Raw genomic sequence first — 22591 nt, forward strand, 5'->3', positions numbered from 1 at the left:
TCGAGAGTCTTCATGAAAAAAATTGTTCAACGCTTAACGATTTTAAGCGTTATCGTGTTGGCTGGTTGTTCTTCACAATCAGCTCAATTTCCTCAGCCTAAATCGATGAAGCCAATGGTATCGTTTTGGGAGCGCGTCTATAGTGAATGGAGTGAAGATCAAGCCATTTATCATGATAATCGTTATCTAAATGTGATCTATGAAATTGTGGATGTGCCTAACTATAATCGTCGAAATTTTATGTTAGCGCATGAAGATGTATTGCGTGAGCGTTTAACAGAAATGGTGGAGAGTTATACGACGAAACGCCCATTAACACATGAACAGAAAAAATGGATTGCCATGCTGAAAAAAGCAGGTGGAGAACAAGCCATTTATGAAGCACCAGAAAGATTACGTTATCAAACAGGGTTAAAAAATAACTTCCGTCGCGGTTTGGAAGTGAGTGGTTATTATCTGCCTGAATTTAAAAAGATTATGAAGCACAATCAAGTGCCGACAGAAATTGCATATTTACCACATGTAGAATCTTCTTTTCATGGTCGAGCTTATTCTCATGTAGGCGCTGCGGGTATGTGGCAGTTTATGCCAGCAACGGCGCGCGCTTATTTGCCGATGAAACGCAATGTCATTGATGGTCGTATGGATCCATTTATGGCAGCACAGGGTGCTGCGCTGTATTTGAAAGATGCTCATGATCGTGTACAAGAATGGCCATTGGCATTGACAGGTTATAATCATGGCGTTGGTGGTATGGCGCGTGCCAAAGCGGAGATTGGTCCTGATATCGGCAAGATTGTTTGGGAATATGAAGGCCCACGTTTTGGCTTTGCTTCTCGTAACTTTTATGCAGAGTTTTTGGCAGCAAAACATGTTGCAGAAAATGGGAGCAATTATTTTCCTGATTTAGTGCATAAAGCACCCAGAAGAGTGGATGGCATTATTTTACATGAACCAATGAAAGTTCGTGATTTAGCAAATGTTGTGATGGTTTCAGAAATGACTTTGATCGAACTCAATCCAGCATGGTTAAAACATGTTCGTACAAATAAAGCGGCCATTCCAGAGAATATACCTGTTTGGTTGCCAAAAGGTAGTGCTAAAAAAGTACCATTAGAAGTTGGCAGAAGAATTGATAAGCGTTAGGATAATATAGAAATTTAAAAAGAGGTTTGTATGAATCCGTTGCAACAGTTGAATAAACTAGGACAAAGTGTTTGGTATGACAATATCGAACGTGACATGTTGAGCGAAAATGGCGAGTTGGTTCGTTTAATCAAAGAAGATGATTTGCGTGGTGTTACGTCAAATCCTGCGATTTATGATAAGGCAATTCGCAGCTCATCTGCTTATGATATGGATATTAAAGAGCTACAAAAGAGCTTCAATTCGCCTAATTCGATTTTCTTTGAATTAGCAGTGAAAGACATTCAAATGGCTTGTGATCTTTTTATGCCTGTTTATCACGCGACAGATGGTTTAGATGGCTATGTAAGTTTAGAAGTGTCTCCAGATTTAGCTCATGATGTTGTAGGAACCATTCAAGAAGCAAAATCATTGTGGAATAAGATCAATCGTAAAAATGCGATGATTAAAGTACCAGCAACGATCGAAGGGATTGAAGCTATGTCACATTTGATCTCGGAAGGGATTAATATCAATATGACATTGATCTTCTCTGTTAAGCGTTATTTGCGCGTGATGGAAGCTTATACTGTTGGTTTAGAAAAACGTGTTGCAGCAGGTAAACCAGTTGGGCACATCGCATCTGTGGCGAGCTTCTTTATTTCTCGTATTGATGCCGCAATTGATCCTTTATTGGCTGAAAATGGTCAGGCGCTACAAGGAAAAGTTGCGATTGCGAATGCTCAAAAAGCATATCAACACTTTTTAGAACATTATGGTGAAAGACGTTTTAAAGATCTACAAACAAAAGGCGCAAGGCCACAACGTTTATTATGGGCATCGACAGGGACGAAAAATCCTGCTTATTCTGATGTTCTGTATATGAATTCATTGATTGGTACGGAAACTGTGAACACAGTGCCACCAGCAACATATAATGCTTTCCGTGATCATGGAGTAGCTCAATTGACCATTATGGATAATATGGCGGATGTTGATGGAATTTTAGAGCAATTATCTTCATTGGGTGTTTCATTGGACGATGTGACTAAAAAATTAGAAAGTGAAGGCATTGAACAATTCCAGACCGCGTTTAATGCTATGATGCACACCATTAATGAAAAATTATTAACTTTATAGAAAGCGTGGAACATTATGATTATTCAACCAAAAATTCGTGGATTTATTTGTACAACGGCACATCCAACTGGCTGTGATGAAAATGTTAAAGCACAGATTGAATATATTCGCTCAAAGGGCAAATTAGAAAATGGCCCAAAACGTGTATTGGTGATCGGTGCATCCACAGGTTATGGTTTAGCTTCTCGCATTGAGGCAGCATTTGGTAGTGATGCAGCAACAATTGGTGTATTTTTCGAGAAACCAGGTACAGAAAAGAAAACAGGTACAGCAGGTTGGTATAACTCAGCTGCTTTTGATCAGTATGCAAAAGAAGCAGGTTTATATTCTAAGAGTATCAATGGCGATGCTTTCTCTGATGAAGTACGTGCAAAAGTGATTGAGTTGATCAAAGCTGACTTAGGCACTGTAGATTGTGTCGTTTATTCATTGGCTTCGCCAGTTCGTAAATTGCCAGCAACAGGCGAAGTTGTGCGTTCTGCGTTGAAAACAATTGGTGATACATATCGTGCGCCTTCATTGGATACCAACAAAAATGAAATCATTGAAGCAACTGTAGAACCAGCAACAGAACAAGAAATTGCAGATACAATCACTGTAATGGGCGGACAAGATTGGGAATTATGGATGAAAGCTTTGGATGAAGCAGGTGTTTTAGCACCGAATGTTCAAACAGTTGCTTATTCATATATCGGTACAGCGATCACATGGCCAATGTATTGGCATGGTACTTTAGGTAAAGCAAAAGAAGACGTTGAGCGTGCTTCACGTGAAATCAATGCAATGTTAGATGCAAAATACCAAGGTAAAGCTGCTGTTGCTGTATTGAAATCAGTTGTGACTCAAGCATCTTCAGCAATTCCAGTGATGCCTTTATACATTTCAGCAGCATTCCGTGTGATGAAAGAAAATGGTTTGCATGAAGATTGTATCGAACAAATTCAGCGTTTATTCGAAACTTGCATGTATGGCAACACTGGCGAAGTGGATGAGCAAGGTCGTTTTCGTTTAGATGACTGGGAATTGAAACCAGAAGTACAAACTGCTTGTGAGTTAATCTTGAAAGAAGTGACAACGGATACAGTGGATACTTTGACAGATTACAAAGGTTATAAAGAAAACTTTTCTCGTTTATTTGGTTTTGGTTTGGCAGCTGTGGATTACGAAGCAGATGTATCACCAGAAGTTGAATTCGATGTAATCGATATGGCGTAAATACCCAATGAAAATTGAATTAAGTAAGCCGTTTTTTGTTAACACAGTCACAATTGTTGGGATTGGTTTGATTGGTGGTTCTTTGGCGCGTGCGTTGAAAAAAAACAATGCAGTAGGTCAAATCATCGCTTATGACAGCAATGAAGATGCTTTGGTGAAAGCTAAGGAATTGGGTGTTGCTGACATTGTGACAACTGATCTTGAAACGGCTGTAAAAGATTCGGACATCATCATCATGGCAACGCCGATCACGGTAATGGGCAAGCTCATGAAAGAGATGATGCCATTCCTTAAAGAAGATGCCATTGTGAGTGATGTGGGTTCTACAAAAGGTTCTGTGATTCGTACAATCACAGAGGCTGTAGGTTATTTGCCAAAACGTTTTGTACCAGCACATCCAATTGCTGGTACAGAAAAACATGGCGTTGAAAACTCATTTGCTGAATTGTTTGAAAAGCGCCGAACATTGATCATTCCACACATTAACAATAATCACACAGCAGTGACGACATTGACTAAAATGTGGGAATCAGTGGGTTCAATTGTGGAAGAAATGGGCGTTGTGCATCATGACCAAGTGTTAGCCGCAACATCGCACATTCCACATCTATTGGCTTATAGCACAGTGGATACTTTGGCAAACTTGGATGATCGTGCGGAGATTTTCCGTTTTGCGGCAGGTGGTTTTAGAGATTTTACGCGAATCTCCACATCTAATCCTGAAATGTGGACGGATATCTGCTTAGAGAATAGAGAAGCGGTGCTTGAAGTTCTCCGTGCGTATTTGAAGAAAATTGCATTGGTGGAAGAAGCATTGGATAAAGAAGATCGCGAAACCATATTGGAAGTTTTTAGTCGAGCAAAACACGCAAGAGATAACTTTTATCACGAGCCTTAAAATGAAAGAAGGAACGGATGTCTAGAGTCGTTGATGAACAAAAATTGCGAGATTGGTTTGATGGTTGCAACGGAAGTTGGCCAGAAGCTGAATATCAATTTTTATTACAATATAAGGATGATGCTCGCTTTAAGCGCGCATTGGAAACTGCTTATTTACTCGGTCAAGTCTCTGGCATTCCGCTGCGCATTACGGCGATGTTTTTTGTGTTAGAAATTCCAATCGAGCAAGTGCCAGAGTCTTATCATAATTTTTTGCGTCAGCTAAATTTGCTGAAAGAAACCAGTGATTTATCGGGCGCACAAGAAAAAACCAAAGAAATTTTGCGTAAAATGTTATTGGCCATTGTTGAAGACGTTCAAACATTGGTGATCATTTTAGCGAATCAAGTGGTGAAAATGCGCCACTTAAAATATGAAAGTGATGAAGTAAAAATCGCAGTTGCAGAACAGACGCGGGATGTCTTTGCGCCATTAGCCAATCGTTTGGGGTTGAGCCGTTTTAAATGGGAGTTAGAAGATGAAGTACTCCATTATTTAAGACCGCAAGATTACAAAATGATCTCTAAAAATTTGAATGAGAAACGATTGGATCGTGAAGTTTATATCCATCAGATCATTGAAGAGTTGGAAATGATGGTGGCTTCAGAAGATATTGAGGCTGAGATCTCAGGTCGCGTGAAACACATTTACAGTATTTGGAAAAAGATGACCACAAAAGGGAAATCTTTTGAAGAGTTGTTGGATGTTCGTGCTGTACGCGTAATCGTCAAAAACTTATCGGATTGTTATCGTGTTTTGGGCATGGTTCATGAGAAATGGCCACCATTACCAAGAGAATTTGATGATTATATTGCGAATCCTAAGCCCAATGGTTATCAATCATTGCATACAGCGGTTTTAGGGCCAAATAATAAAGCCATTGAAGTGCAAATTCGTACACGTAAAATGCATGAACATGCAGAGTTGGGCGTTGCTGCACATTGGCATTATAAAGAGAGTGATGCTTCTTTAAGCCAACAGGCTAAGTTGAATCGTGTTCGTCAATTGTTGGATCAAGAAGCAAATAGCGAATCCACTAAAGAGTTGTTGGATAAAGATCTTTTTGGTGAAAATGTTTATGTATTAACACCGAATCGCGAAGCGATTGAATTAGTGGCAGGTGCAACGCCATTGGATTTTGCTTATCAAATTCATACAAATTTAGGTCATCGTTGTCGTGGTGCAAAAGTGAATGGTCGAATTGTGCCATTAACTTATATGTTGAATAACGGTGATGAAGTTGAGATTTTAACAGGGAAAAATGCATCTCCAAGCCGCGATTGGTTATCACCACATTTGGCGTATGTTAAATCCAACAGAACACGTGCAAAAATTCGTAGTTGGTTTAAACAGCAAGCACAAGAGAAGAATATTGCAGCGGGTAAACAATTATTAGATCGTGAATTTTCTCGTTTGAACTTGAATTTATCGCCAGATGCATTGTTGAAAATTGCGAAGAAATTGAACTGTAATTCAGTGAATGAACTGCATGCACAGTTGGGTGCAGGTGAAGTCACAATTAACCAATTTTTGACGCGCGTGCCTAATATGCATGTTGCAGAACCTGAAATTACACCAGATTCTTTGATTCGCCCACAAACGCAATCTAAGAGCAATGATGGCGGTGTTCGTGTTCAAGGCGTTGGTAATCTTTTGGTGCAAATGGCACCATGTTGTAAACCAGCACCGCCCGAGGTGATTGGTGGATTTGTGACGGTTAATCGCGGCGTCGTAATCCATCGTAAAACCTGTTCAAACTTTATCAATATGGTGGAACAATCTCCTGCTCGTGAAATTGATGTGGATTGGGGATATGATTCAGCACAAAAAGCCACTTCTGACTTGATCATTAAAGCGCATCCGCATCATGATTTATTGAAAGAAGTGAATAACTTAATCACAAATGAGCAGTTAAGAATCATTGATATTACCATTAAAAATGACGAGTCTGGCATTGCAACGATTTTTGCAACGGTTGAACTGAATCATTTGAATCAGTTGAGTCGTTTGATTGACCGATTGATTCAGTTACCTTTTGTGATTGAAGCCAATAGACGATAGAAAAGAGGAATTGTTATGAGAAAAATTTTAATCTCTGTTGCAGCACTGTTTTTAATTTCTGCTTGTGCAACGGAAGGTAGCGAAATGACAAAAGATCCTAATGCTGTGACTGCTGAAAATCTTCAGCATCATAATTATGTGTTATTTGAAATTGATGGGAAGAAGTATCTCACGAAGAAAAATGCGATGTCTCCGAACATTGCATTTGGTGAAAAAATGAATATTTCTGGGCAAATGTGTAATAACTATTTTGGCCAAGGTGAGCTGAAGGATGGTACATTGACTGTGAAAGGCGTTGGTATGACTCGCAAGTTCTGTGCTGATAAGAGATTGAATCAGTTGGATCAAAAGATCGGCCAATTACTTGAAGATGGCGCAAAAATCACATTGGCTGATGATGGTCGCAATCTAACATTATCGAATGGCAAGACAACATTAAAATTTTGGTTAAAAGATTATATGTAAGCATATGGATGCATAGGTTGAATGATTAAGCTTACTGATTCAGTGAGCTTTTTTATTGGATAAAATATATAAGGATTATGATGGTGAATAATATCGATCAAAAAATGAATGGCTACTCACCTTTGTTCTTATCATTGATTGTGGTGGTTGGTGCGTTTGCAGCACGTTTAGTGTGGCATAGCATTTTTAACCAATGGACGGATTATACTGTTAACTATTTTTCGTTAATATCATCATTCTTTTCGCTTCATTGGATTGTGTTAAATATCCTGCCCATAATCGTAATTGTTGCATTGGGTTTTGCGCGATTCAATGTTGCTGTTACATTAAGAAATTGTATTCATATTTTTTGGATAACCGTTGTTTTATCTTTGCTATTGAATGGAATAATGTTCATCATTTCATGGTCGATATTTGATTGGATTTCAATAGAGATGATGAAAACATTGACAGCGTATCTTTTAGTGCCATTGAATCTTTTATTGGAACCTGTGATTGTACCGTTATTATTAGTAATGTTTGTTAAGTGGCGCACTGTATTAAAGCAGGAAAGTGATCCATTAAGTTTAAATCATACAATGACTCTTTTGATATTATTATGTGCCGTTATAACGACGTTTTATTGGATCATGATTTGGATCGCAGCCTTTAATCAACGAATATTGGAGCTGTCTATTGTATTCAGTGCATTAATGGTTTGTTTTATTTATGATCGAGTGAAATATGATGTTGCTTTTAATGTTCAGATGATTATGCGTAAAATTTTATATAGAATTTGAGGATGATAAAAAAGCAGATCATGGGATCTGCTTTAATGAGATTTAAATTACAGCTTCTTTTTATTGAGTAATAAAGAGTTTGTTAAAACACTCACAGAGCTGAATGCCATTGCAGCGCCTGCAATGATAGGATTCAGTAAACCAAATGCAGCAAATGGGATGCCAACCGTATTGTATAAGAATGCCCAAAATAAGTTTTGACGAATTTTTTTCATGGTTTCTTTTGATAACTGCAATGTACGATCCACATTGATTAAATCGCCATTCATGATGGTGATATCAGCACTTTCCATTGCGATGTCTGTACCTGTGCCCATTGCGATACCAATATTGGCTTGAGCCAATGCTGGCGCATCATTCATACCATCACCAATCATGGCAACTTTTAAGCCTTTGCTTTGTAACTCTTTCACATAGTTTGCTTTATCTTGTGGCAATACTTCAGCAAAAATGTGTGATTCGTTCAAATGAACTTGTGAGCCAATATGAAGGGCAGTGCGTTTGTTATCGCCAGTCATCATATAAACGTCAATGCCTTTATCTTGCAAGCGTTTTACAGCTTCAGCTGTCGTTGGTTTCACTTGATCGGCAACAGCAATCAAGCCAACGATCTGTTGATCCGAACCTAATAACATCACAGTTTTACCAGTGCTTTCTAATCGCTGAATTAAGTCAATGTGAGCATCAACATTGATATTTTGTTGATCCATGAAGCGCTTTGCACCCACATAATATGTTTTGCCATCGATGTCGCCAGAGATGCCAAATCCTGTATGCGAGGTGAATTGATCAACAGATTTTGGTTGAATTTCTTTTTCATTGGCATAGTTCACAATGGCTTTTGCCAAAGGATGTTCTGAGAATGTTTCTAAAGATGCCAAGATGGTTAAACTATTTTGATCATCATTGGTGAATGCTTGGAAATCAGTTACAACTGGTTTGCCTTCTGTTAATGTACCTGTTTTATCCACAATCACAGCATTGATGATGGAAGCAGTTTCCAATGCTTCACCATTCTTGATTAAAATACCGTGGCGAGCGCCTAAACCTGTACCCACCATAATAGCAGTTGGCGTTGCTAAGCCTAATGCGCAAGGGCAGGCGATCACTAAAACAGAAACCGCATGAATGATCGCTGTGGTTGAATCCTGTGTGATGTACCAAGTGATCAGCCATGTTAATGCTGCAATCGTGATGACAGTAGGCACAAAAATAGCAGAAATTGTATCGGCTAATTTTTGAATCGGTGCACGGCTACCTTGTGCATCTTCCACCATTTTAATGATTTTCGATAAAGTGCTTTCATTGCTAGCTTTCAATGTTTTTGCTGTCAAAGTGCCTGTGCTATTCATTGTGCCGCTGTAAATAATATCGCCAATACTCTTTTCCACGGGCAAGCTTTCGCCAGTGAGCATACTTTCATCAATGGATGTATAGCCTGAAACCACTTCTGCATCCACAGGAATAGAACGACCTGGTTGAATCAAAATCAAATCGCCTACTTTAACTGTTTCTACAGGGATTTCTTTCGGTTGGTTATTTTCATCTAATACTAAAGCTGTTTTAGGTTGAAGATCTAATAATTGTTTTAACGCGCTGTTGGTGCGAGATTTTGCTAAGTGCTCTAAATATTTGCCTAAGAGAATTAATGTGATGATCACTGCACTTGCTTCAAAGTACAAATGTCCTTGGGGATTGCTAAAAAATCCGTTGTAAATACTCAGTAAATAAGCACTTGTTGTACCGAGTGCAACGAGCACATCCATTGTTGCAGAACCATTTTTCAAAGATAAATAAGTGCCTTTATAAAAACGTGCACCAATATAAAATTGAACTGGCGTTGTTAAGAGTAATTGAACCCAAGGTGTATGTACAAAGTGTACCCAAGCAGCTTCACTTTTCAGTATCATGGCAAACATGCCAATCACCATTGGTAAAGATAGTAGAGCACTGATCACAAGTTCTATTTTTAATTTTTTAAGCTCTTTGGTTTGAGCTTCTTCTAAGGAATCTTGATTTTCTGCAAGATCTAAAATGGCGCCGTAGCCTGCTTTGGCTACGAAGCCTTCGATGGTTTCCGTCGAAATTACATTTGGATCAAATGAAACAACTGCCTTTTCTGTTGCGAAGTTAACATATGCACTTGTGATGCCATCTTTCTTATTTAAGATTTTTTCAATGCGTGCAGAACAGTTAGTGCAGGTCATTCCTGTGATGGCAAATGTTTCCTGGCGAGTAGCTTCATTTGAGTCCATATTATGCCTCCGTTGCGTCAAAACCTATGTTGTCAAATTCTTCGATTAATTGTGCTATTGTCACCGAATCATCGAATTCTACAGTTGTTGTTTTTGCGGCGATGTCAGATGATACTGAATGAACGCCAGCCATTGCGCTTAATCCTTTTTCAATGGATGAAGTGCAGTGTCCACAGCTGATTTCTGGTACAGAAAATGTTACTTTTTTCATACTTTTTCTCCTTTTAATGCTCTCAGAGCAACAATCATCAATACAAGTGCATTGACCTTTAATGCAATTACACGGAACTTTATCGAGTGCAACCAATGCTTTCTTTTCTAAAACTTTAGAAATGAGTGCGATATCACTGTGCGATAGAGGGTTTTCCTCTAATAACGCAGCAATATATTTGCCCATTTTCGTAGAGCAAATATGGTGAGCCAATTCAGCACGAGATTGCTGTAAAGACTCTTTTTCAGAAATGGTCGGGAAGTAGCGATAACGATTGCCTTCAGCATGTTTACCAACATAACCTTTATTCACTAATCGCGATATGAGTGTTTTCACAGTTGAAGGTTTCCACTCAAACTTTTCAGAGAGTAACGCAGTGACTTCATTGCTATAGCATTCACCTTGTGTCCAAAGGATGCGCATCACTTCCCATTCTGTTTTTGTGATTTTAATGTGTGACATAATTCACCTAGAAATTTATTGTCTACAATTGTAGTCAATAAATTTAAAAAAGATAGTTTTTTTTATAATTTTATGAAAATTTTAAAACTGTAATAATTCTGTCAAATTAAATCAGTAAGATCACGACTTCTTCTATCAATAGGGAATAACCTCGATGTTACGTCAATCTGTTTTATATAGCGCAATCCTTTTAGGCACAGTTTCAGCTGCATCAGCAACTGAGTATTCAGCGGAACTTAAAGCGCACGCTTTTATTCCAGCTAAAACATATATTTCAGCACCTGATGATGCTCAAGCATCCATTCAAACCAGTGGTAAATTCACAACAGGATTGAGAAATGATCAAACTGAATCTGTAGAAGGTACTTCAAATGGTAGAGAAACTGGTGTTTTCTTGCCGTTCAAAGGCCAGCCGATTCAAGGTCATTCTGGCATTAAACATATGGATGATGGCACTTATTGGATTTTGACAGATAATGGCGCAGGATCAAAAGCTAATTCTCCTGATTTCATGCTGTATTTGAATCAATATGATATTGATTTTGATAGCAATGAATTTAAGCACTTAAAAACAATCTTTTTACATGATCCAGATAAAAATGTACCGTTTAGAATTCAGAATGAAGCAACGGCGGAGCGTTACTTAACAGGTGCAGATTTTGATCCTGAAAGCTTCCAATTTGCGAATGGTTATTTATGGGTTGGCGATGAATTTGGCCCTTATTTAATTCAAGCAACCATGGATGGGAAGGTTGTTAAAGTTTATGAAACAAAATTAGATGGTAAAGTGATTCGTTCACCAGATCATTATGCACAAGTCACGCCTGCTGCACCGAATGGCACTTTAGAGTTTGAAGTAAAACGCTCAAAAGGCTTTGAGGGAATGGCAAGCAGCCAAGATGGCACAAAGTTATATGCATTATTAGAAGGAGCTTTGTATGATCCTGCTATCAAAAATTATGCCAATAACAATGGTAAAGAGTATTTGCAGATTGTTGAATTTGATGTTCAAAAAGAAGATTGGACGGGCAGAACATGGCAGTATCCTTTAGAAAAAAATGGTTTAGCCATTGGCGATTTTAATATGATCGATGCTGATTACGGATTGATTATCGAGCGTGATAATGGCGAAGGTGTGATTGAATTTGCATGTGAAGGTAAAGCTGCGAATAACTGCTTTGATCAAGAAAAATTACCAAAATTTAAACGCATTTATAAAGTTAAAATGAATGATAGCAATGTTGGTAAAGCTGTCGAAAAAGTTGGTTATATTGATCTATTGAATATTAAAGATCCTAATAAAGTTTCTAGAAAAGCATTGAGCGATGGTAAGTTTGTTTTCCCATTCTTCACAATTGAGAATGTGGATATTGTAGATGCTGAAACCATCATTGTAGGGAATGATAATAATTTACCATTCTCAAGTAGCAGAAAACCTAACGAAGCTGATGATAATGAATTAATTTTATTAAAAGTCACGGATTTCTTGAAAGCTCAATAAATTGATTAAATAGCTTTATATCATGAATACAAAGACCTATTAAAGTAGGTCTTTTTATTTTGTATTGAAGTGTATGTTTTTTTGAATTTACTTTGCGTTTTTGTGTTAATATTTTCTCAATATAAATGTATTAAAATCTACATAGGGATACAATGATGACAAATATAAAAGGGTTTAGCCTAATTGAGTTAATGATCGTTGTCGCTATCATTGGGATTTTAACAATGATTGCCTACCCAAGTTATCAAGACTATGTGACTAAAACTAAAGTTGCAGAAGCTATTTCATTAGCAGGATCATATAAATCAACAATTGTTGAATTTACCTCGATACAAGACAGTTCAAAGTGCCCAACCAATAGAGAAACAAAATATTTAAATAATACTGATGAGGTAAAAGATCCATCTTTGCCTTCACCATTGCAATTTGGTAATAAGAATATCCATGCAATGATTTTTGGTAAAAGTTCACAAAGCAAAGGCACATGTGGCATCTGGATTCAATTTGGTGAAAATAATCCTAGAGGGCTTGCAAGACAGTATATTTTAATCAGAGAAGCTCAGGCAGCACCAACAGCTGCGGGAGAAAAAGCAACAAGAAAAGAGGGAAGTATTGAGTGGGTTTGTGAAACTAGAATTCCTAAACGATTTTTGCCTTCAGTTTGTAATATTGAGGTCAATGTAAGTATTAATTATGATGGTGCATTGCCTCATAATCCTATGTATAAGTAAAAATATAAAAGTGCAGTTGAATGGCTGCACTTTTTAATGTCCATCAAAATTATTTATAGTGCTTTAATGGCTTCGATTACAGCTTCTGCGTGTTCTGCAACTTTCACTTTGCGCCATTCTCGTAGAAGGTTTCCTTCTTTATCCAATAAAAATGTGCTGCGCTCGATGCCAAAGCCAATTTTACCAAACATGCTTTTCTCTTTAATCACGCCAAATGCGTTGCATACTTGGCTCTCTTTATCCGAAATTAAAGGGAATTTGAGACTGTATTTATCTACAAATTTTTGATGTGAGCTTACAGAATCACGAGAAACACCGACAATTGCTGTATCCAATGATTGTAGTGTTGCTAAATGTTCTTGGAATGCTTTTGCTTCATTTGTGCATCCTGGCGTATTATCTTTAGGATAAAAATAAACAACCAAATACTTTGCAGTGCCAACAATATCACTTAAAGATTGCTCTTCTGATTGTGTTGGGAATTTGACATTCCAAAGGGATTGTATCGTAATGGATTCTGACATAATGCTCTCCTAAGTGAGTAAAATATTATGAGATAATAGCAGAAAATAACTGATGGATGACCAATAAGCATGACCAAGATTTTAGTCGTTGAAGATGAAAAAAGTATCGCGGACACAATTTTATTCGCATTAAGACAAGAAGGCTTTGAATGTGATTGGGTGACTTTAGGCTCTGATGCATTAACGCAACAACACAATCATGCTTATGACTTTTGGGTTTTAGATGTGGGTTTGCCAGATTTAAATGGCTTTGAAGTGTGTAAGCAACTTCGGAAATTTTCAGAAATTCCTGTGATTTTTTTAACTGCGCGGGATAATGAAATTGATCGAATTGTGGGTTTAGAGATTGGTGCTGATGATTATATTGGTAAACCTTTTAGCCCAAGAGAATTAGTTGCTCGGGTTAAAGTCATTTTAAAACGTGTTCAACCAGCGGATTATAAAGCTATATTGGAAGAACCAAGTTTAAGCACAGGTTTCTCAATAGATGAAGCATGTTTTACGATTACTTATGATCATGAGCGTTTACCTTTAACGCGCCATGAATATCAGATTTTATCCCACTTATTGAATCATCCTAAACAGATATTGAGCCGTGATCAGCTTTTAAATGCTGTGGGTGTTTCAGCGGATGCAAGTTATGAGCGCACAATTGATACGCACATTAAATCCATTCGTGCAAAGCTCCGTGACATTGATCCCGAATTGGATGTGATTAAAACGCATCGTGGCTTTGGTTATAGTTTCGAGTTGGACCAATAATTATGGCATTATCCAAACGTATTTTTATCTTCTATTTTCTATTTGTGGCATTGTGCGGTTATTTTATGGTGCATATATTTTCGCGCCAAGTTTATCCCAGTGTTCGCCAAACCACAGAAGAAACATTAGTGGATACAGCCAACTTTTTAGCAGAAATTGTGGCTTTTGATTTGCAAGATGAAAAAATCACGCCTGAATATCTACAAAAGCGAATGATCAGCTATCAAGAGCGTGATCCTGATGCCAAAATTTGGGATGTAGAAAAGCATGATGTGAGTTTAAACGTTTACATCACAGACAAAAATGGCATTGTGCTATTTGATTCAGAAAATAGAGCCGTTGGTCAAGATTATTCCAAATGGCGCGATGTTTATTTAACATTGCGTGGGCAATATGGTGCGCGCAGTTCTAAAGGCATTTCTAAAAATGATCCGAAAGGCGTTTTATCCATTATGTATGTGGGTGCACCTATTTATCATCAAGGTGAAATCATTGGCGTATTAACGGTTTCTAAACCGAATAGTACAACGGATGCTTACATTGCGAGCGCAAAAGCTGAGCTGACATTTTTTGCGTTGATTTTATTAGCCACCAGTATTGTTGTTGGGGCAATTTTATCTTGGTGGCTCGGTGTTTCATTTCGTAAGCTGATTGATTATGCAAAAAAATTAGGGCAGGGCGAAAGAGAAGAGCAGCCGCAATTTTATGGCAAAGATTTAAATGTATTGGCTTCTACATTGTCGAATTTGCGCGAAGAATTGGATGGCAAAGAGTATGTAGAATATTATGTAAATACATTAACGCACGAGTTGAAAAGTCCATTGGCAGCGATTCGTGGCGCAAGTGAACTGCTACAAAATGATATGGATAAAGCAATACAACAGCAATTTTTAGAGAATATTGATCGGGAAAGTGCGCGCTTACAAAATCTGATTGATCGTGTATTAAAACTCAGTATGGTTGAGAAGAAGCAAGCATTGGAGGCGCAGCAAACCATTCATTTAGCAAATATTATGGATGAAGTTTTGAATGGCTTTATATCACTTATTCAGCAAAAAGAGTTGGATGTTCAATGTGAGATTAATGATGGATTATATTTCAATGGTGATCACTTTCTGATGACGCAAGCTTTATCGAATATCATCAGCAATGCTGTAGATTTTATGCCAAAGGAAGGGCGATTAATCATAGACGGTAAAGATCACAATAATCACATCGTATTAACAATTTATAATGAAGGTCCGCACATTCCGAATTATGCATTATCACGCTTATATGAACGATTCTATTCTTTACCGCGCCCAGATTCAGGCGAAAAAAGCACAGGTTTAGGATTAAACTTTGTGAAGGAGATTATGGCATTACATAAAGGAAAAATCAGCATTCAAAATCAGGATAATGGCGTATTGGTGATGCTCATTATCCCGAAAAATATCATACAGAATTAGTTTTTAAGCAACCAACGATTGTTTTCTTTGACGAAGATTATAGGGCGAGAATCTTTTAATCTAAAGGTTAATTCGTTATCGCTCTGAGTTGGTGTGATTGTTAAGGCTTTGTTTAATGCGGCTTTCATTTCTAATAAGCCTTCATTGGGTTCTGTTGTTGCGGGTTGTGCTTCGATGAAAGCAAGTAAGCCTGCTTTTTTATCTTCGGGTAAATAAGCATAATTAGCTACTAAGTCTTTGAAATTGTTGTCATCGATGAGTGCGATCATCTCAACCATAGCAGCTTTGGCTTCTGTTTCATCTTGTTTAATATCTGCGATTGCCAATGGGCTTAATAATAAAATGCATGACAGTAAAAGTGATTTTAATTTCATAATGTTCCTTGTGATTTGATAAAAATGTTTATTAAACAGCGTATATATAATATATGAAAATATGATTTTCTGATGATTTATGAATATTTATTGATAAAAGAATGACGAGATTATTGAAGAAATAATGAGAGGCTTGATTTAATTATGATAGGATTTCTGCCCGTTATTTTTATGAACACAGTATTATCGTAGATCGCACATATATATGAACAACAAACTCTCTTTTTCAGCATATTTAACCATCGGCTCCATGTTATTTGGGCTATTTTTCGGCGCAGGCAATCTCATTTTTCCCATTCATATGGGACAAGAAGCAGGCGCTTCCACTTATATTGCAACATTAGGCTTTATTTTAACGGGTGTTGGCTTACCATTTTTAGGCGTTTTGGCCATTGGTTTTTCTAAAAGTAATGGCTTGTATGATTTATCTAGTCGAGTTTCACAAAAATATGGTCTGTTTTTTACCATGGCGTTGTATCTCACCATTGGGCCATTTTTTGCTTTACCAAGAACGGCAACCGTCTCGTTTGAAATTGGCTTAACACCATTTCTAAGCGCAGATACTTTAGGTTTGGGATTATTCATTTTTTCGTTAGTATTCTTTTTGTTGAGTTGGTTGTTATCTTTAAATCCTACAAATATCATGGTTTGGATTGGTAAAGTCTTAAATCCACTATTTTTAGTCTTTTTAGCCTTTTTAATCGTGAGCGCTTTTTTACAGCCAATGGGATCGATAGAAGCTTTGCCTGTTCAGGAAAGTTATCAGCAAAACGCCTTCTTTAAAGGATTCACTGAAGGCTATAACACGATGGATGCATTGGCTTCTTTAGCTTTTGGTATCATTGTTGTGAGTGCAATTAAGCGCTTTGGTGTCACCAATACAGCAGACATTGCTAAAGATGTGATGAAGTCTGGCTTTGTCAGTGTGATTTTAATGGCATTAATTTATGGTTGCTTGGCATATATTGGTGCAACAAGCCTGAATGTATTTCCATTATCCGACAATGGCGGCATTGCTTTAGCGCAAGTTTCTCAACACTATTTTGGATATGCGGGATCAATTTTGTTGGCAGTCATTGTGACGATTGCCTGTTTGAAAACGGCGATTGGTTTAATCACAGCGTGTTCTGATATGTTTAATGAATTATTTCCATCCATTGCTTATCGTACTTTCGTGCATGGATTCAGTATTGCTGGCTTATTGGTTGCCAATGTTGGTTTAACTTCCATTATCCAAATTTCTGTACCTGTGTTGATGTTCTTATATCCATTAGCGATCACATTAATTTTATTGGCATTATTATCACCATTGTTTCAACATAAGCGAATTGTGTATCAATGCACCACTGTATTCACATTGTTAGCTGCGATCATTGAAGGCTTAAAAGCAACAACAGATGTGATCAGTAAAAATCCAATTGTATTGAACATCACATCATATATAGATAGTATTTTGCCATTTTCAGATATCAATATGGGCTGGATCACACCAGCATTGATCGGCCTTGTGATTGGCTGGGCTTTGAGCTTTAAACAGCAAGCACCCAATTAAAATAAACATTCATATAGATTTTCAAAAAGCAGACTTGATTAAGTCTGCTTTTTTATTTGTAATCTTCACATAAAAAACACATTCGTCACATTATCTCTTCATATTGGTATCAGAGAATAAACCATCAAAATTCAATGATGGAGAGATAATGAATAATTTAACTAAAAAGCTGATATCTATGAGCGTGATCATCATAGTGTTACTGGTTAGCATTGCTATGATCAGCTCGCTGATTTATGAACGAATGTATCTTAAAAATAGCGTAGAAACAGAGATTGCCAATAGCTCCGTAAGATCGCAAATGTTAGCGGGGCCAGTGATCACTGTGCCATATACAACTAAAACATATGACAGCAAAAGAGATTTATATAAAAGAACTCAACATGTTGCTTATTTTTTTCCAGATCAATTGAATGTTGCAGGTGGATTGACGACAGAAGAGCGTTATCGTGGCATTTATAAAACTAATTTGTTTACTTTTAAAGGCACTTTAAAAGGGCAGTTTACATTACCGAAAAACTTCGATTTACAAGATTCAGGCGAATACAGTTATGAAATTGGTGAGCCTTATGTTTCATTGAGAGTTTCAGATATTCGCGGTATTGGTAATACAACTGAAATGTTGCTTAATGGGCAAAAAATCACATTGTCGCCATTGAGTGAGCAAGGTTATTTATCAGAAGGTGTTAAAAGTCCATTAAGTGCTTCGGCATTAAAATCTGGCGGTGTGATTAAGTTCGATGTTGCATTGGAGTTAATGGGCACGTCAAGTTTGAACTTTGTTGCGGCAGGTAAAGAAACGACTGTTAAGTTGAATGGACAATGGCCGCATCCAAGCTTTATGGGCAATGCTTTGCCCAAAGATCGCACAATCGAGAATGACGCATTTGATGCAGTTTGGGAAGTGAATCAATTTTCTAACATTACACCAGAAGCACTGAAAACTTGTTGGTTTTCCAAAGAAAATTATTGTGATTTTAATAGCATTACGAGTTTTGGCGTGGATTTGGTTGATCCTGTGGATCATTATCGTAAAAGTGATCGCGCTGTGAAATATGCGATCTTGTTCATTGGTTTAACATTTGCAGGCTTCTTTGTTTTTGAAGTGGTTCGCCGTATGAATATTCACGCGATGCAATATGCATTGGTTGGTTTTGCATTGGTTCTATTCTTTTTATTATTGATTTCACTGTCCGAGCATATTGGTTTTTTGTGGGCATATTTGATTGCATCATTTTCTTGTATTGGGCTCATTACTTATTACATGCACAGTATTCTCAAGGATAGAAAACTATCATTAGGTTTTGCAGGTGCTTTATCGCTGTTATATGTCACGCTCTATATTTTATTGAATGGCGAAGAGTATAGCTTATTACTAGGTTCAATCTTATTATTCTTATCCATTGGCGCAACTATGATCTTTACGAGAAATGTCGATTGGTATGCGCTATCACAATCAAATTCTATGAGTAAAAAGAAGAAAGCAGAGGAGATTAATCATGAGAACTAGAGGATTACGAGAAGATCGCGCAATGAAACAAGCGCTCCGAGCATTTATATTGAGATTTCATTTGAAGCATAAGGCGAGATAAATCACATAAAGCACTCAATTTTTGGGTGCTTTATTTTTTGATGAATTGTGTTGCTGATCTTGAGAATCAAACAAACCAAAAACTCTCTTCTATTTTGATGATTCTTTGCTACATTAGATTGATCATTCTCATCTCAGAGCTTTCTCAATATGTCCGCTTTTGTTTATTCGTTCTTTCAGCAAATTTATGCACTATTGCCATTTTTTATATTAATCGGATTGGGTTATTACCTTGTGCGATTCAGGCAATGGCCGAAAGATTTCACAAGAGGATTGACGAGATTCTTATTCAATTTAGCCATTCCAATTATGCTCTTTGGCGTAATGAGTAAATTTCACACTCAGCAAGAAGTTGATCCCAAGTTAATATTGGCATATTTCGGTGGCTCTTTTATTCTATTTTTCATCGCTCATTTCTTTTCTAAAAAAGCTCTAAAGCTGACATCCCGTGCAAGTTCTGTGTTTGGCGTTGGCACGATCTTTGCCAATAATGTGATGATCGGTATTCCGATCTTAATGCTCTTTATGGGCGATGATGCGATTGCTGTTTCCGCAATGATCATTTCATTCAATGCATTATTACTGTGGAGCTTAGTTTCATTTTCTATTGAATGGGCCGATCATGGCTCATTTTCAGCAAGAGGAATGGCGGCGACTTTTAAGGGCGTATTGAAAAATCCTGTTGTGATTGGGATCATTGTCGGTTTATTAGCAAGTTATTTCCGTGTACCCATTCCAAAGTTTGCTAGCAGTACGATTTCAATGTTTTCGGATATGGTTGCGCCTTTATCATTATTGGTGCTTGGCATGGGATTGGCTGAATATCGTATTGGTTCGAGTTTAAAAGTGAGCCTGTTTTTAGTCTTTTTTAAATTAGTATTGCAACCTTTTGTGATTTGGTTATGTGCTTTGGCTTTAGGATTGCCTGAATTTGAAACTAAGGCAATTGTGATTTTAGGATCGCTCGCAACGGGCATGAATGTTTATTTGATGGCATTGAAATTTGAGGAAATAGAAGATGCAGTTGCATCTGGCATTGTTTTATCAACGCTATTGTCAGCAGTTACAACGCCAATTATTTTGCTTTTAATGGCATGATTGTTTAGGATATTCTGCTTTGAAAATGGTGGTTCGAAATCCTCCCACATAAAAAAACTAAGGAGTTTTTATGTCAAATACCGAAGGTTTAACTTTGCTTGGTAATCAGAAAACAGAATATTCTGATCGCTATAATCCTGCTGTTTTGGAAGCATTTGATAATGCCCATCCTCAAAACAATACATTTGTTAAATTTAATTGTCCTGAATTTACGGCATTGTGTCCAATGACAGGGCAACCAGATTTTGCCACGATTTATATCAGCTACATTCCTGATCAAAAAATGGTGGAGAGTAAATCTTTAAAACTCTATCTTTTTAGCTTTCGTAATGAAGGCAGTTTTCATGAAGACTGTGTGAATAAAATGTTAAGAGATTTAGTCAATTTATTACAGCCAAGATATATAGAAATTTGGGGGAAATTCACACCAAGAGGCGGAATTTCTATTGATCCTTATGTGAACTATGGCATGCCGAATACGCGTTGGGCTGAGTTTGCTGAAACACGATTGTTGAACCATGATTTGTATCCTGAAAAGATTGATAATCGATAAGGCTATTTACAAATTTATACGATATTGTTGATATACTGATTCAGTCTTTTGACATTAATTTATTAAGGAAAACATCGTGAAAAAATTATTATTATCCGTGTGTTTAGGTTCATCATTAATCTTCTCTTCTGCAGCATTTGCACAAACTGCCTCTGAGCAAAGCATTAAGCAATTAATTGTTGAAACTGGTGCAGCAGAAATGGGCACGATGGTTTTTGATCAATTGGTTGCACAGTTGAAAGCGGCTGGAGCAACTGATGCACAAATTGCTGAAGTGAAAAAAGAGTTCAATGTGGATCAGTTAGTAGATTTATTGGTACCTGTTTATCAAAAACAGTTCACTGAAGAAGATGTGAAAGCATTTTTAGAATTCTATCAATCGCCAGCAGGTAAAAAATTGGTTGAAAAACAACCTGCGATCATGCAAGAATCTATGGTGATTGGTCAGCAATGGGGAATGGGCATCGCTCAGAAAATCCAAGAGATTTTGTCTAAATAACATTGTTGCATAAAGCATCGAAAAACCCACAATTGGTGAAATTGTGGGTTTTTTTATGGGCATCTATAGAATACTTTGTTTTCTAATAATGAACAGATAAAAGGTCACCATTGAAAGAATTAATAAAATAGGGAATAAGATTAAAGCCTGATGGATATTGGTTGTGATATGGTTTTCCATGAGAAAACCAGGGATGAACATTAGAAAACTACCCATAAGAAATTGACTACCATTCACAAGTGCTGCGCTTGTTCCTGTGTATTTCGATGGCACCATAGTTGCTGCGATGTTGAAAGGTAGCATAGATGCACCAGTTGCAAAGCCAAAAATGAACATTAAACCAGATAAACTGATGAAAGTATGATTGGGCATTAATGTCATGATTAATAAGGCTGAAATTTGTACGAGAGTTCCGATGGTAAAAGCAGTGATGTCATTGTGTAGTCTTCTACCTAACCAAGCAAAGAATGGTGCGCCTAATGCTAGCCCTAGCCAACTGAGAGCGATAGTTAGGGTTGCATTATTAGCATTAATATTAAAATACTTCGCTAAATGTATCCCCCAAACAATGCTTAAGCTGAGCATGACGCCAAAAGATAAGGCGCCTGAAATTAATATAAAAACCATATGCTTATGTAATATGACAATTTTGACATCACATAAAGCCTGTTTAAAAAATTGTAACGAGAAGTTTTTATGGGTTGGCTCGTGGTTTTTGGGATCCTGTAAGAATATGAACATTAAAAATAGAATCACAAGACCAATCATGCCTAGCCCATTAATCACCCAATCCCAAGGATAATTTGCAATCAATTGGATAAATATTACTTGAGTGAGAAATGCAGATAAAGATGCGACAAATTGCACAAGTGCGAACATCATTCCGTATTTTTCCTGAGAAAACCAGTATTTACCTGTCATCCCAGCGCCAATAAATCCAAAGGAAGCGCCAATGGCGATACAAGTTTGTGCAAATATAAAACCGATCAATGAAGTACAGAATGCAAAACTAAAAATGCCTAAAGTTAATAAAGTGCAAGCAAGGGGCAAGACTAAACGCGTACCGAATTGATCCAGAATGGAGCCTGAAAATATTTGGCAAAACGCAAATACAAATGTATAGGTTGAACCAATGATGCCGATGTCTGATAAAGAGAGTGATAGAGACGATGCCATTTTTGTGTGAGTAATGGCATAACCAGTTTGATAGCTGAAGATTAATATTACGAAACTTGTTGCGATTCCCCAATTGATCCATGCTAAGTAGTGATTCTGGGATGAAGTTTTCATAATCAACTTCCTATAG

The 22591-nt window shown here is 37.2% G+C and carries 21 protein-coding genes and 1 riboswitch; of the genes, 16 read left to right on the forward strand and 5 right to left on the reverse strand.

Annotation, left to right across the window (positions count from 1 at the left end):
• The first annotated feature begins 12 nt into the window (after positions 1–12).
• The 7 genes from ACA100_RS05355 to ACA100_RS05385 all read left to right on the forward strand — a co-directional run bounded on the left by ACA100_RS05355 (position 13) and on the right by ACA100_RS05385 (position 7724).
• A complete protein-coding gene (locus ACA100_RS05355; protein ID WP_481078939.1) occupies positions 13–1146 on the forward strand; it encodes a lytic transglycosylase domain-containing protein in 1134 nt (377 codons plus the stop codon).
• A gap of 30 nt (positions 1147–1176) precedes the next feature.
• A complete protein-coding gene (gene tal, locus ACA100_RS05360; protein ID WP_481078940.1) occupies positions 1177–2265 on the forward strand; it encodes a transaldolase in 1089 nt (362 codons plus the stop codon).
• A gap of 15 nt (positions 2266–2280) precedes the next feature.
• Positions 2281–3480, forward strand: a complete 1200-nt coding sequence (gene fabV, locus ACA100_RS05365) for an enoyl-ACP reductase FabV (protein WP_481078941.1) — start codon at positions 2281–2283, stop codon at positions 3478–3480.
• 7 nt (positions 3481–3487) lie between these two features.
• Positions 3488–4378 carry a prephenate dehydrogenase gene (locus tag ACA100_RS05370; RefSeq protein WP_481078942.1) on the forward strand — a complete coding sequence of 297 codons (891 nt, stop codon included), beginning with the start codon at positions 3488–3490 and terminating at the stop codon, positions 4376–4378.
• Between the two features lie 17 nt (positions 4379–4395).
• The gene (locus ACA100_RS05375) at positions 4396–6480 is read left to right on the forward strand and encodes a RelA/SpoT family protein (protein WP_481078943.1); all 2085 of its coding nucleotides are present in this window, start codon (positions 4396–4398) and stop codon (positions 6478–6480) included.
• 15 nt (positions 6481–6495) lie between these two features.
• Complete coding sequence (locus ACA100_RS05380) at positions 6496–6945, forward strand: META domain-containing protein (RefSeq protein WP_481078944.1); 450 nt, start codon at positions 6496–6498, stop codon at positions 6943–6945.
• A gap of 83 nt (positions 6946–7028) precedes the next feature.
• Positions 7029–7724 carry a hypothetical protein gene (locus ACA100_RS05385; RefSeq protein ID WP_481078945.1) on the forward strand — a complete coding sequence of 232 codons (696 nt, stop codon included), beginning with the start codon at positions 7029–7031 and terminating at the stop codon, positions 7722–7724.
• A gap of 47 nt (positions 7725–7771) precedes the next feature.
• On the opposite strand, the gene ACA100_RS05390 is transcribed toward ACA100_RS05385, so the two are convergent.
• Together ACA100_RS05390 and ACA100_RS05395 are read right to left on the reverse strand one after the other, a co-directional pair.
• Positions 7772–9979: a heavy metal translocating P-type ATPase gene (locus tag ACA100_RS05390; RefSeq protein WP_481078946.1), complete on the reverse strand. Its 2208-nt coding sequence runs from the start codon at positions 9977–9979 to the stop codon at positions 7772–7774.
• Position 9980: 1 nt separating this feature from the next.
• Positions 9981–10652 (reverse strand): CopY/TcrY family copper transport repressor, encoded by a 672-nt coding sequence (locus tag ACA100_RS05395; RefSeq protein ID WP_481078947.1) that lies wholly within the window; start codon positions 10650–10652, stop codon positions 9981–9983.
• A gap of 154 nt (positions 10653–10806) precedes the next feature.
• Here ACA100_RS05395 and ACA100_RS05400 point away from each other — a divergent pair, with 154 nt between their 5' ends.
• Positions 10807–12153 (forward strand): esterase-like activity of phytase family protein, encoded by a 1347-nt coding sequence (locus ACA100_RS05400; RefSeq protein ID WP_481078948.1) that lies wholly within the window; start codon positions 10807–10809, stop codon positions 12151–12153.
• A gap of 155 nt (positions 12154–12308) precedes the next feature.
• Positions 12309–12884: a pilin gene (locus ACA100_RS05405; RefSeq protein ID WP_481078949.1), complete on the forward strand. Its 576-nt coding sequence runs from the start codon at positions 12309–12311 to the stop codon at positions 12882–12884.
• A gap of 53 nt (positions 12885–12937) precedes the next feature.
• Here the strand turns inward: ACA100_RS05405 and ACA100_RS05410 are convergent, their stop codons facing one another.
• A complete protein-coding gene (locus tag ACA100_RS05410; RefSeq protein WP_481078950.1) occupies positions 12938–13408 on the reverse strand; it encodes a peroxiredoxin in 471 nt (156 codons plus the stop codon).
• A 69-nt stretch (positions 13409–13477) separates the two neighbouring features.
• Here ACA100_RS05410 and creB point away from each other — a divergent pair, with 69 nt between their 5' ends.
• On the forward strand, positions 13478–14170 hold the full coding sequence (creB, locus tag ACA100_RS05415) for a two-component system response regulator CreB (protein WP_481078951.1): 693 nt from the start codon (positions 13478–13480) through the stop codon (positions 14168–14170).
• Between the two features lie 2 nt (positions 14171–14172).
• Positions 14173–15618 carry a two-component system sensor histidine kinase CreC gene (creC, locus tag ACA100_RS05420; RefSeq protein ID WP_481078952.1) on the forward strand — a complete coding sequence of 482 codons (1446 nt, stop codon included), beginning with the start codon at positions 14173–14175 and terminating at the stop codon, positions 15616–15618.
• Here creC and ACA100_RS05425 read toward each other — a convergent pair.
• On the reverse strand, positions 15615–15992 hold the full coding sequence (locus ACA100_RS05425) for a hypothetical protein (protein ID WP_481078953.1): 378 nt from the start codon (positions 15990–15992) through the stop codon (positions 15615–15617). The genes creC and ACA100_RS05425 overlap by 4 nt on opposite strands.
• 205 nt (positions 15993–16197) lie before the next feature.
• Here ACA100_RS05425 and brnQ point away from each other — a divergent pair, with 205 nt between their 5' ends.
• The 5 genes from brnQ (at position 16198) to ACA100_RS05450 (ending at position 21285) form a co-directional block, all read left to right on the forward strand.
• Positions 16198–17544 (forward strand): branched-chain amino acid transport system II carrier protein, encoded by a 1347-nt coding sequence (gene brnQ / locus ACA100_RS05430; protein ID WP_481078954.1) that lies wholly within the window; start codon positions 16198–16200, stop codon positions 17542–17544.
• 148 nt (positions 17545–17692) lie between these two features.
• On the forward strand, positions 17693–19054 hold the full coding sequence (gene creD, locus ACA100_RS05435) for a cell envelope integrity protein CreD (protein ID WP_481078955.1): 1362 nt from the start codon (positions 17693–17695) through the stop codon (positions 19052–19054).
• Between the two features lie 231 nt (positions 19055–19285).
• On the forward strand, positions 19286–20233 hold the full coding sequence (locus ACA100_RS05440; protein ID WP_481078956.1) for an AEC family transporter: 948 nt from the start codon (positions 19286–19288) through the stop codon (positions 20231–20233).
• 22 nt (positions 20234–20255) lie between these two features.
• Positions 20256–20300, forward strand: a riboswitch (PreQ1 riboswitch).
• A 3-nt stretch (positions 20301–20303) separates the two neighbouring features.
• Positions 20304–20786 (forward strand): preQ(1) synthase, encoded by a 483-nt coding sequence (gene queF, locus ACA100_RS05445; RefSeq protein WP_481078957.1) that lies wholly within the window; start codon positions 20304–20306, stop codon positions 20784–20786.
• 76 nt (positions 20787–20862) lie between these two features.
• Positions 20863–21285 (forward strand): DUF2059 domain-containing protein, encoded by a 423-nt coding sequence (locus ACA100_RS05450; protein ID WP_481078958.1) that lies wholly within the window; start codon positions 20863–20865, stop codon positions 21283–21285.
• 63 nt (positions 21286–21348) lie between these two features.
• On the opposite strand, the gene ACA100_RS05455 is transcribed toward ACA100_RS05450, so the two are convergent.
• Entirely contained in the window at positions 21349–22575 is a 1227-nt protein-coding gene (locus tag ACA100_RS05455) for an MFS transporter (RefSeq protein WP_481078959.1), read from the reverse strand.
• Positions 22576–22591: the final 16 nt, after the last annotated feature.

The sequence above is a fragment of the Wohlfahrtiimonas sp. XWW7 genome, from assembly GCF_056716055.1.